General features: G+C 47.6%; 11 protein-coding genes. 8 read left to right on the top strand and 3 right to left on the bottom strand.

What is annotated here, in order from left to right:
• The 4 genes from CMR00_12350 to CMR00_12335 form a co-directional block, all read left to right on the top strand.
• Nucleotides 1-1,009, top strand: a 1,009-nt coding sequence (locus CMR00_12350) for a hypothetical protein (protein ID PIO47079.1), incomplete at its 5' end; no start/stop codon positions are given.
• On the top strand, nucleotides 993-2,339 hold the full coding sequence (locus CMR00_12345; protein ID PIO47078.1) for a glycosyl transferase family 1: 1,347 nt from the start codon (nucleotides 993-995) through the stop codon (nucleotides 2,337-2,339). The genes CMR00_12350 and CMR00_12345, both read left to right, overlap by 17 nt.
• A 1-nt stretch (nucleotide 2,340) precedes the next feature.
• The gene (locus CMR00_12340) at nucleotides 2,341-3,480 is read left to right on the top strand and encodes a transcriptional regulator (protein ID PIO47077.1); all 1,140 of its coding nucleotides are present in this window, start codon (nucleotides 2,341-2,343) and stop codon (nucleotides 3,478-3,480) included.
• Nucleotides 3,481-3,491: 11 nt separating this feature from the next.
• Nucleotides 3,492-3,950, top strand: a complete 459-nt coding sequence (locus CMR00_12335; protein PIO47076.1) for a hypothetical protein — start codon at nucleotides 3,492-3,494, stop codon at nucleotides 3,948-3,950.
• Here CMR00_12335 and hemG (CMR00_12330) read toward each other — a convergent pair.
• The 3 genes from hemG (CMR00_12330) to CMR00_12320 all read right to left on the bottom strand — a co-directional run bounded on the left by hemG (CMR00_12330) (nucleotide 3,927) and on the right by CMR00_12320 (nucleotide 6,218).
• Complete coding sequence (gene hemG / locus CMR00_12330) at nucleotides 3,927-4,523, bottom strand: protoporphyrinogen oxidase (GenBank protein PIO47075.1); 597 nt, start codon at nucleotides 4,521-4,523, stop codon at nucleotides 3,927-3,929. The genes CMR00_12335 and hemG (CMR00_12330) overlap by 24 nt on opposite strands.
• Nucleotides 4,514-5,308 (bottom strand): protoporphyrinogen oxidase, encoded by a 795-nt coding sequence (gene hemG / locus CMR00_12325; protein ID PIO47074.1) that lies wholly within the window; start codon nucleotides 5,306-5,308, stop codon nucleotides 4,514-4,516. Before hemG (CMR00_12325) ends, hemG (CMR00_12330) begins: the two co-directional genes overlap by 10 nt.
• Nucleotides 5,309-5,390: 82 nt before the next feature.
• The gene (locus tag CMR00_12320) at nucleotides 5,391-6,218 is read right to left on the bottom strand and encodes a hypothetical protein (GenBank protein PIO47073.1); all 828 of its coding nucleotides are present in this window, start codon (nucleotides 6,216-6,218) and stop codon (nucleotides 5,391-5,393) included.
• Between the two features lie 149 nt (nucleotides 6,219-6,367).
• On the opposite strand from CMR00_12320, the gene CMR00_12315 reads away from it, so the two are divergent.
• The 4 genes from CMR00_12315 to CMR00_12300 all read left to right on the top strand — a co-directional run.
• Nucleotides 6,368-7,789 carry a UDP-3-O-[3-hydroxymyristoyl] N-acetylglucosamine deacetylase gene (locus CMR00_12315; protein PIO47080.1) on the top strand — a complete coding sequence of 474 codons (1,422 nt, stop codon included), beginning with the start codon at nucleotides 6,368-6,370 and terminating at the stop codon, nucleotides 7,787-7,789.
• Between the two features lie 62 nt (nucleotides 7,790-7,851).
• Nucleotides 7,852-8,919: a tRNA dihydrouridine synthase DusB gene (locus CMR00_12310; protein ID PIO47072.1), complete on the top strand. Its 1,068-nt coding sequence runs from the start codon at nucleotides 7,852-7,854 to the stop codon at nucleotides 8,917-8,919.
• 92 nt (nucleotides 8,920-9,011) lie between these two features.
• Nucleotides 9,012-10,145: a hypothetical protein gene (locus CMR00_12305; protein ID PIO47071.1), complete on the top strand. Its 1,134-nt coding sequence runs from the start codon at nucleotides 9,012-9,014 to the stop codon at nucleotides 10,143-10,145.
• 237 nt (nucleotides 10,146-10,382) lie between these two features.
• Nucleotides 10,383-10,898 (top strand): hypothetical protein (locus tag CMR00_12300; protein ID PIO47070.1); only part of this gene is annotated, 516 nt, incomplete at its 3' end.

Below are 10,898 nucleotides of genomic sequence, written 5' to 3'. Positions count from 1 at the left end.
TTTTTTTATTCCCGACGCACGTATTGGCTGGCTACCCCATGCCGTCTCACTAGGTCAGCACATTATTCAAACGGAGCGGATTGATTGCCTCTATTCGTCTTCACCGCCTTACACAGCGGCACTGATTGCCCGCACACTCAAGCGCAAGACGCACTTGCCTTGGATTGCTGGATTTCGCGATCCTTGGACGGGGTTTCTCTCTACGCCTGTACGCTATGGCATCGCTAAGAAAATTGATGCCCATCTCGAGCGCAGTGTCTATGCAGAATGCGATCGCTTGGAAGTTGCGTGGCTTGGTATTGCCAAAGATTTTCAGAAAAAGTATCCGGACATTGACGCCACCAAATTGCTGCACATTGAAAATGGTTTTGACGAAGCAGATATTCCAGCTGTTAAGTTTGAGCGTAATGCAAAATTTACACTGTGCTACACAGGCTCAATGTACGGCAAGCGCTCACCTGAGCGCTTTCTTGACGCAGTACGCTCACTTGTAAGACAAGGCAAAGTTGACCCTGCCAAAATTGAACTCAAATTCATTGGTCGCTTTGGGTCAAACATTATGCCGCTCTTTGAAGAACCGACACTCAAAGCTGCAATTGTTGTCAAGCCGTATATGCCGCATTCAGAGAGTGTGCTGGAGCTTTTAAGGTCAGATGTCTTACTCCTTGTTGTCGATGACTCGAGCGATAGTGCTGAGATTGTGCCGGGCAAAGTCTATGAATACATTGGCACACAGCGCCCGATTCTTGCACTTGCACCAGAAGGCGCTATTGCAGCGCTAATTCGAGAAACGCAATCAGGCACAGTTGCAAACTTTCGCAGTCAGAGCGAAATTGAGCAAGCGTTTTTGAAGTATTACGAGCGCTTCTGGGCTGGGGAGACGCTCTGGGAAGGCAACGCGGAAGCCATTAAGAAATACACGCGGCGTGAGGCTGCAAAAAAATTAGCCACGCTCGTGCATAAACTTGTAGAAATTCATCCGCCAACTTTTCATGACACCCATCAATAGCGAGACCTCTGTAGCCAACAGCGCGTTTATGCATGCGCCACTTAGAAAAGTCTTGATGCTTGCCTACTACTTTCCACCTATGGGACTTTCAGGTGTGCAGCGCACTGCTAAGTTTGTCAAGTATCTACCTGAATTTGGCTGGAAACCCATCGTGCTGACGATTAACCCAACGGCATATTTTGCTTACGATGACTCCTTGCTTGCTGAGCTTTCTCATCCTGCGATTGAAATCGTGCGTACTGATACAAAAGACATCACAAAAGCGGCGTCTGCCGCCACTGGCAAGCGTCAGTTCAAGATGCCTTCTGAACAAACCAGACGCTTTCTTAGCGCACTCAGTCAATTGGTATTTATTCCAGACAACAAAATCGGTTGGAAGAAATTTGCAATAGAAAAAGCCAGTGAAATCATTGAGCGCGAGAAAGATATTGACGTGATTTACTCTACTGCGCCGCCATTTAGTTCGCACCTTATTGCACTTGAGTTACGTGCCAAGTATCACCTGCCGGCCGTGCTCGACTTTCGTGACCCTTGGGTTGAAAATGCTGCACATCTTTACTGCACACCCTTTCACCGACGCAAACATGAAGCGCTCGAAGAATATGTGCTCACGCATGCCGATAGAATCATTACCGCAAATCGTGCTTTGAAAGAACTCTTTCTCAGAAAGTATCTTGGGCAATTGCAGCACAAAGATATTTCTATCATCTGGCATGGCTATGATGCAGACGACTTTCGTCAGGTGCAGCCCGATTCACGCACTCGCCGCAAATTACGCTTTGTTTATTCCGGTCGTTTTTTTCTGAGTTCGCCAGCACCTTTTTTCAGAGGCTTGAAAGCAGCTATTGTGCAAGAGCCTGCATTACGCGAGAGCGTAGAGCTTTGTTTTGTCGGTCTTTTTGAAAAAGAGCATATGAGCTTAGCCGAAAAACTTGGGCTCAAAGACATGATTGAAGTTCATGGCTATCGTCCGCATCTTGAAGCAATTGCAGAATTGCTCAGAGGCGATGTGCTTTGGGCTACGCTCAACCCTGTCAAGGGCACAGAGGTGATTACGCATGGCAAACTCTTTGAGTACATTGGCGCACGCAAAACACTCTTTGGCATTGTGCCCGAAGGCGCAGCACATCAGCTCATTTTAGAAGCAAATGGTGTTGTTGCACATCCCAAAAAGACACAGGATATTGCACAGAAAATTTTAGAACTCTACGCGCTTTGGAAACGGAATATGCTGCCTACTCCAACCGAAGACTTTGTGCAGCGCTTTGAACGCCGACAGCTTACAGCGCAACTTGCCAAAGAGTTCGGACAACTTATCCGCATCGAGTAACATGACGACACTGACTAAGAAAATTCATCTTGTCGACCTTGTTGGCTTGCACAACCGTCTGCAGCCTGAACTTTCTGCTGAAATTCAAAAAGTTATTGAGAGTGCAAGTTTCATTAACGGTGCGGCTGTTGGCGAGCTCGAGTGCGCGCTTTCAAAATACCTTGGATTGCGTTTTGCGGTTGGCTGCGCAAATGGCACAGACGCCTTGCAAATTGCACTCATGTCGCTCGGTATTGGCAGAGGCGATGAAGTGATCACCACTCCTTTCACGTTTGCTGCTACAGTTGAAGCGATCTTGCTTGTTGGCGCAACACCCCGCTATGTTGATATTGATGCACGCACATTTAATCTTTGCGCTGACGCCCTTGAAGCCGAAATCACTCCACAGACACGTGCCATTCTGCCTGTGCATCTTTACGGACAAGCCGCTGAAATTGATAAAATCGTAGAGATTGCCACTCAGCACGGATTGGATGTCATTGAAGATAACGCCCAATCTTTCGGTGCAGATTACAAAGGGCGTAAGGCTGGCACGTTCGGACGCATCAGCACGACAAGTTTTTTCCCTGCTAAAAACTTAGGTGCTTTTGGTGATGCTGGCGCCATCTTCACAGACGACGAAGAGCTTTTTTGGAAAATCAAAATGATTGCGCAACACGGCGCAAGGGTACGCTATCAGCATGAACTTTTAGGCGTCAATTCCCGCCTTGACACCATTCAAGCTGCTGTGCTTAAGGTCAAACTCCGTTACCTTGATGAGTTCAATGCTGCACGCCGCCGCGCCGCTGACCTCTACGATCACTATCTGCACGATGCTAAGCTTCAACTGCCGTATCGCGATCCGAATGGCACGCACATTTTTCATCAATACACCATTCTCCTGCCCGAACCCAAGATGCGTGATGACTTGCAACAGTTTTTGAGTGTCTATGGCATTCCGACCTCGGTGCATTATCCTATTCCGCTAAATTTGCAGAAAGCGTTTTTAGATGCACGCTATCCCAAAGGTTCGCTGCCTATAGCTGAAAGCATCGCTGCGCGTGTGCTCTCTTTGCCAATGCACACGGAGTTAGACGAAGAACAAATTGCTTTTATCAGTGAAAAGATTTTAGAATTTGTTGGTCGTAAGTCTTCAGCGTGAGTGTTAATTCTATGAAGCGCTCCATACTTTTTCTTTGCACGGCTAATGCGATTCGCAGTCAGATTGCACACGCCTTGCTTGAATCGCTTTCTGCAGATTTCGTGGTCTACAGCGCTGGCGTAACACCTGTGCGCACAATTGATAAACTTACGTTTCAGACTCTGCGCGAAATTGGAGTTGATATTTCATCACATCGCACATCTGACATTGAAGAATTTCGCCATGTGACACTTGATATTCTTATCACAATGAGCGCTACAGCATATCGTGATTGTCCACGATGGCTATATGAAAATGAGCAATTGATTTGCGGGCACTGGGGATTTGAAGATATCTCAGGGCGTGGGGCAGCACGGTTTCGAGAACTGCGCGATCACATCATGCTTCATCTTCGGGCCTTTCTTGCAGAGTATCGCCCCGAGCTTTCTCGTGATGAACTGGCTGCCTTAGTGCGAAAATTCACGCGCTGAGAGTTGATAGCGCAGACTCTCAGCAACTTGTAAGGCTACCTTTTCAGCGTGCTCAATGGTGTCGGGCACAGAGATTCCTGCGCGCCAATTTCCTGTAAAAAAGATATCGCTGTGCACTTGCTCATACTGCTCCACACTGCTTATCACGTCTTGATGGTGCAAGTTATACTGCGGAATCGCTTGATGCCACTGTACCACCGCTGTTGCTCTCGGTGCAGTGTCAATGCCTAATATCTCCTTTATCTGCGCACGGGCAAGTGCAAACAGTTCAGCTTCGGATAGATGTGCTAGCTCCGGCTGACGTGAGCCACCAATGAAGACCGTCATCACTGCGCCCTCTGCATATCGCTCCGGAAAAATCATGCTGTTGAAGACGATACCCAAAATTTTTCGCTGCTCCCGCTCGGGCACAAGAAAACCAAAACCATTCGGCAATTTGATGCGATGCGTGTCGTAGCCTAAAAACACTTGGGCTATGGGTGAATATGGAATCATCTTCAGGACAGCAGCAAGCTCTGTCGCAAGGCTTTCGAGGAGCTGAGCTGCCTGTGGCGCCGGTGTTGCTACAATGATTTTTTTGCTTCTATCTTCTTGCTGACGCCACCTTGTGTGAGCGAAATTTTCAGACCATCACTCTCGCGAGTGATGCTTTGCACGTGCACCTCGCACCATAGTCCAGTGTCAATCTCCTCAGCAAGGCGTTTGACAACATCATAAAATCCGCCTGCAAAAGAAAACATCTTGCGAGAATTTTTTTTCGACGCTTGCGCTTTTGCCTTTCTTGCTTGCCATGCCCCTTTGATTACGCTACCGTATTTTTTTTCCCACACTGTCAAGGTTTTGAAAGCAGCATCAGCGGCTAAATGCTCTGGTCTTGCGCCGAACGTGCCTGCAAGAAAGGGATCAATGAGATAGTCTAACACTTCTGGACCAAATCGTCGTGCAATAAACTCAGCAGCTGTTTCGCGTGTGGGGCTTGGGGCAATGAAGGGTTCTTTGAGTAGACGCAATTTTGCCGAGAGCGAGAGCAGTGGTGTAAAAATCAGGGCAGGTGAGGCTTTCAGAGGTACAAGTTTACCTTCCTTCAGAATGTAGCGTGTGTTTGCTGCAGCATTTGCCCAGAGCATGCGCTCTTTAAGCCCCAGATCAGTAAGGAGACGTCCGACGGCCTCGTTCGACTCAAGCACCGTGTTTGGTCCAACATCAAAGGTAAAACCTTGGACTTGCCGCGTTTGAATTTTTCCACCTATGCTTTTTGATGCTTCAAAGACAAGCGTGGAGATGCCTTGCTTTTTCAATTGGTAGGCCGCACATAGCCCTGCTAACCCTGCGCCAATAACAACTACTTGTGCATTCATTCTATTGTTACTTCTGACCGTTTTCTCCGACGGAATGTTACTAGTTGACTTGATGCTCTCTTTATGCTTTCAAGCACGATTTTTACTTGAGCGTGTCTGCTGAAAAAATGATGATAAAATCTGTTGCAGAAACATCCAGCGTGGATTTGAGTTCACCAAGAAAAAATCGATTGAGCCCATCGACCACTGCATGTGGTAGCCACCGCTTTACAAACTTATTTTGATACGATTCATAACTGACGAAGAACTCTGGTTTGAAACCGTGGCGTTCAGCAAGTTGCAGCAAAGGTCTCAATTTGATGTCGTCCGCAAAGACGGTGCGAAACGGTCCTTGGTCGCGCTTGCTGGCACTGAATGGGGTCCCTGATGCCACTCGATAAAACAGTTGATGCACAAAGTAGGGCGAGTATTTCGTTACAACACCTTTCCAAATTTGCGGGTTTGGATAGGCAAGTATGACTTTCCCCGTTGGCTTTACCCATTTGAAGAATTTTTCAAGCACAATTTTTGGTCGTTCCAAGTGCTCAATCACATCCCAGCAGACAATTAAGTCGAAGGCGTGATTCCATTGCTCATTCTCAAAAGTGTGCAAATCAGCGCAGATGCGTTCAGCAAGTTGGCTATTGCGTTCTAATTGATAAGGTGAAATATCAATGCCTGTTACTCTGCAGTGTGAGAGCTTCAAATGCGAAGCCGAGCCACAGCCTGCCTCCAAGACTTCTAAGCCTGTCGTTTCACCGAGATGATGTCGCAGTGCCTCAAGTGCAAGCTGACCATCGGTATAGTGTGCGTATAGTACTGGCAGCTTAGCTGAGTCTTTTGTGTGTGATGTTAGCGTATCCGTTTTCACAGTCTTTGCTGAATTAGCTTGCAAAGATAATGATTTTATATTTCTGACACACTTGCCAATATTGTTGAGCGCCTTTTACGCTGTAGAGCAAGATGCGCTTCAAGCGCTTGACGACCAAATGTAGCATGCAGCCAGACAACATCGCAATTTTTCACAGCATGCTCTTTTATTTATCTTTGAGATTTGACGCAATTCAACTGCTTCAAACCATGCTTGCTTATCAGCGCACGATAAAAAAAGAAGTCTCCATTTGGGGACGAGGGTTGCATACAGGACAGGATTGTATGCTCACATTCAAGCCTGCGCCTGAAGATTATGGGTACCGCTTTGTTCGGACCGACTTACCGGATTCACCTGAAATTCCAGCCGATATTGACCATGTTGTCGATATTCGTAGGGGGACAACAATAGGCGTTGGCGATGCAAAGGTGCATACGACAGAGCATGTGCTTGCTGCGCTCTATGGTCTGCAAATCGATAACTGCCGTATTGAACTTACAGGTCCTGAGCCACCTGTGGTCGACGGCAGCAGTAAGCCCTTTGTCGATGCGCTGCTTTCTGCTGGCTTTGAGCAACAATCTGCTCCGAAGAACTTTCTGATTGTGGATGAAACCGTTGAATATGTCGATGAAGCACGTGGCGTGCATATTGTTGCTCTGCCGCTCGATGACTTTCGCGCCACGATTATGATTGACTACAAGAATCCCGCCTTAGGCTCGCAGCACACTGGCATCTTTGATATGCAGAAAGAATTTGCAAGCGAATTTTCAGGGGCGCGTACATTCTGCTTTCTTAGCGAAGTCGCTGAGCTGGCACATCAAGGCTTAATCAAAGGCGGCGATATTGACAATGCTATCGTGATTGTCGATAGACAAATGTCGCAAAGCGAACTTGATGAACTTGTCCAAAAAATTTCACAGGGCAAAAATGGCTATCATCTTGAACTGGGTGAGAATGGCATTCTGAATAATCGTAAACTGCGCTATCCGAATGAGCCTGCACGCCATAAGTTGCTTGATTTACTGGGCGATCTTGCGCTCATTGGCATGCCCATCAAAGCACAGATTCTTGCAGCGCGCCCTGGGCATGCGGCAAATGTGGAGTTTGTCAAGAAACTGCGCAAGCTAATTGAGAAAAATAAACTCACGCGCAAATATCAACATGAGCGAAAATCAGGTGTCGTCTTTGATGCGGCAGCTATTCAGAACATCTTGCCACACCGCTATCCCTTCCTGCTAATTGACAAAATCATAGAGTTTAAGCTCGATGAAAAAATTGTGGCAGTGAAAAACGTCACGATGAATGAACCGTTCTTTCAGGGTCACTTCCCCGGTAATCCTATCATGCCAGGTGTCTTGATTCTGGAAGCCATGGCACAGTCAGGTGGAATTCTCTTGCTTAATGGTAATGAATCGTTTGCGCAAAAAGATGTCTATTTTATGGGCATTGATAATGCGCGTTTTCGTAAACCTGTTGTGCCCGGCGATACGCTCATCATTGAATCCGTTGTCAGAAATCGTCGGCGCAATGTATGCCAGTTTTCGTCTAAGGCATTTGTACGCGGCGAACTCGTTTGCGAAGCCGACTTGATGGCAACGGTTGTGCCGCGCAATAAACCTCAACAAAGTTGATTTGCATAAGCACCAGTGACCCAACGCTTGAATTGTTTGGACCAGTATAGCTGCAATTGCACATGCAAATTGGGAAGATTCACATAGATAAACCTATCGTGCTTGCGCCGATGGAAGATGTTACAGACCCGTCATTTCGTCGGCTATGCAAAAGGTTTGGTGCAGATATTGTCTACACAGAATTTGTAAGTTCAGAAGGCTTGGTGCGTGGCGCTGCAAAGTCGATGCGCAAGCTCAAGGTGTTCGATGATGAGCGACCTGTAGCGATTCAAATTTTTGGCAATCAAGTCGAGGCGATGGTTGAAGCTGCACTCATTGCCGAATCAGCAAACCCAGATTTTATTGACATCAACTATGGCTGTCCTGCTAAGCAAGTTGCTGGACGTGGCGCAGGGTCAGGTTTGCTTTGCAATCCTACTTTGATGGAAGAAATCACCGCTGCTGTGGTCAAAGCCGTCAAAGTTCCTGTTACAGCAAAAACGCGCATCGGCTGGGATGAGCAGTCTATTTCCATTCTTGACACCGTCAAACGCTTAGAAGGGTGCGGCATTCAGGCTCTTACCATTCACGGACGCACGCGCGCACAAATGTTCAAGGGCACAGCAAACTGGGAGTGGATTCGGCGTGCAAAAGAGATAGCCACGATTCCTATCATTGGCAATGGTGATATTTGGCAGGCAAGTGATGTGCCACGTCGCTTTGTAGAAAGCGGCGTCGATGGTGTGATGATTGGACGTGGCTCAATTGGAAACCCGTTCATTTTCCGTGAAGCTAAGGCGCTCATGACCACCGGCGTCTTGCCTCCGCCACCGACGCATCACGAAAAAATTCACGTTGCCATTGAACACCTGAAAATGTCGCTCGAGTGGAAAGGTGAAAAGTATGGTGTCTTAGAAATGCGGCGCCATTACTCATCTTACCTTAAAGGCTTGCCCAACGTGAGCAAAGTTCGCGATAAAATCGTGCGCGAAAATGATTGGCGTCAGGTTATAGATATGCTTCTGGAATTTGAACAGGACTGCGACCGCCATTTTGCTAATGGCACATTCGAGCTCTATGCTGAAACACTCAACGATCACTCTAAGCGCCTTGTTCTCGAGCCAGCCTCTGAAGTTGTGCAAGAGATGTAGAGACCTGTTCAAACCCTTGCCATACCTTAACGCTTGCAGTACCTTTCTCTACGCCTGCAAACTTTGTAAATTCGCCGTAAAACGATTGACACTTGCGCGATATGACCGAGATTGCCACGATTTTTGAGCAAGCACTAGCGTGGTCTGCAATTGGCATCGTTGTGCTCTATGTCCTTGAGACTCTGGTGCTGACAGCAGCACTCTACAAGAAATTCCCTACACGTAGCTTTGCGACACTTCCTAAGGTCAGTGTCGTGGTTGCAGCAAGAAATGAAGAGCGCAACATTGACACTTGCCTGCGCTCGCTTGTTATGCTGGATTATCCTACTGATAAACTTGAAATCATCATTGCTGATGACCGCTCGCAAGACCGCACGCCTGAGATTATCAAGCAATACGCCGCTGAATATCCTTTCGTGCACTACCTTCTGGTACAAGACAGCACCATCAAAGGTAAGGGCAACGCTATTCATCAAGCGGCAACAAGGGCTACCGGAGAGTTTATTTTGATGACCGATGCCGATTGCGTCGTTAAACCCACGTGGGTAAAAGACACCCTCAAATACTTCACTGATGAGACGGGCTTAGTCTGCGGCATCACCTTGCCGCGTGCCTCGCGCGCCTTCGAACGTATTCAAGCCCTAAACTGGTGTTACTTGCTCTCTACCGGTTCTGCCGTCGCCGCTATTGGACTTCCAATTGGCGGCATCGGCAATAACTTCAGTTTCAGGCGCCAAACCTATTTCGAAGTCGGCGGCTATGAAAAAGTGCGGTTTAGCGTGACCGAAGATTTTGCCCTCTTTCAGGCAATCAAGAAAACCAAGTGGAAAATTGCCTGCCCTGTAGAATATGTCACGCAAAACACGACGGTGCCCGAACAAACCTTTAGCGACCTCTACAAGCAGCAAAAACGCTGGGTTCTGGGCGGACTCGGTGGCGACCGCACCAGTCTGGCCACACTTATCTTAGGCTTTGTTGCCCACGTGCTGACCGTGCTCTCGTTTTTCCTCTTTACATGGCGTCAAGCCGTGCTCATGCTGCTCGTGAAAGTCAGTATGGATTTTCTTTTCCTCATTACGCCGCTCCGACGCCTCCACTCTGCCTCGCTGCTCAAAGCAATGCCACTCTTCGCGTTCTACCACTACTTTACCATGGTACTCGTACCGATTCTTCTGCTCTTCGATCGTAAAGTGGTCTGGAAAGGACGCGTCTATGGACGCCCCTAATTTACTTAGAATCACACCGTATTGCCCATTTCCTTGCCTGAAGAGCAACTAAGTCACTTGACTGAAGAAATTTATTCAATCTTTTCATCATTTATCCCAACCTGAGTAAAAATTTCCTCATACCTGACTGATTAAAACCTCGAGACAGGCACGATTTGCATACTTTTCACACCTTGAAGAGCGGCACACTTTTTGACGAACATCACATTGCTCAACTCGCAACAGGAGAACTGCATCATGTCTATTTCAGGGTACTTTACTGATTTTTCATTCCCAGAGGTGTTGCGTTTTATCTACACCTCTCGCAAGACTGGGCGTCTGCAAATTCGCTCATTGGATAGTGTGCAAACACCGTATCACTTCTGGTTTCGCAATGGTGAACTTGTCGCTGTGCAGCATCCTACACTTTCGCTACGCGTCTTGCTTACTAAAGTTAGTTCGCAGCCACTTGAAGCTATTCAGTCTGCTATTGAGGCGGTGCGTCATGCGCTGAACCAACCGATTGGCGTACTGCTCAAGCAGCAAGGCGTTGTTCAGCCAGAAGAATTGCAGATGATCTTCAATCGCCAAGTCCTGCAACCCGTCGTCTATCACTTTACGCTCGATAACGCTTGGTTCAAGTTTGAGCAGCATACAGCCATGCCCTTTGAAGAAATGACTGGGCTGAGTCTTTCACCCATTCAAGCCGCACTCAATGGCTTGCGGCGCTTGAAAAACTGGGACTCGCTCAAATCTAAAACTGCCCGAGCCGAC

It is taken from the genome of [Chlorobium] sp. 445 (assembly GCA_002763895.1).
GTDB lineage: Bacteria > Bacteroidota > Chlorobiia > Chlorobiales > Thermochlorobacteraceae > Thermochlorobacter.
The sequence above is the reverse complement of the archived record's forward strand: the minus strand, read 5'-3'. Positions and strand labels throughout refer to the sequence as shown.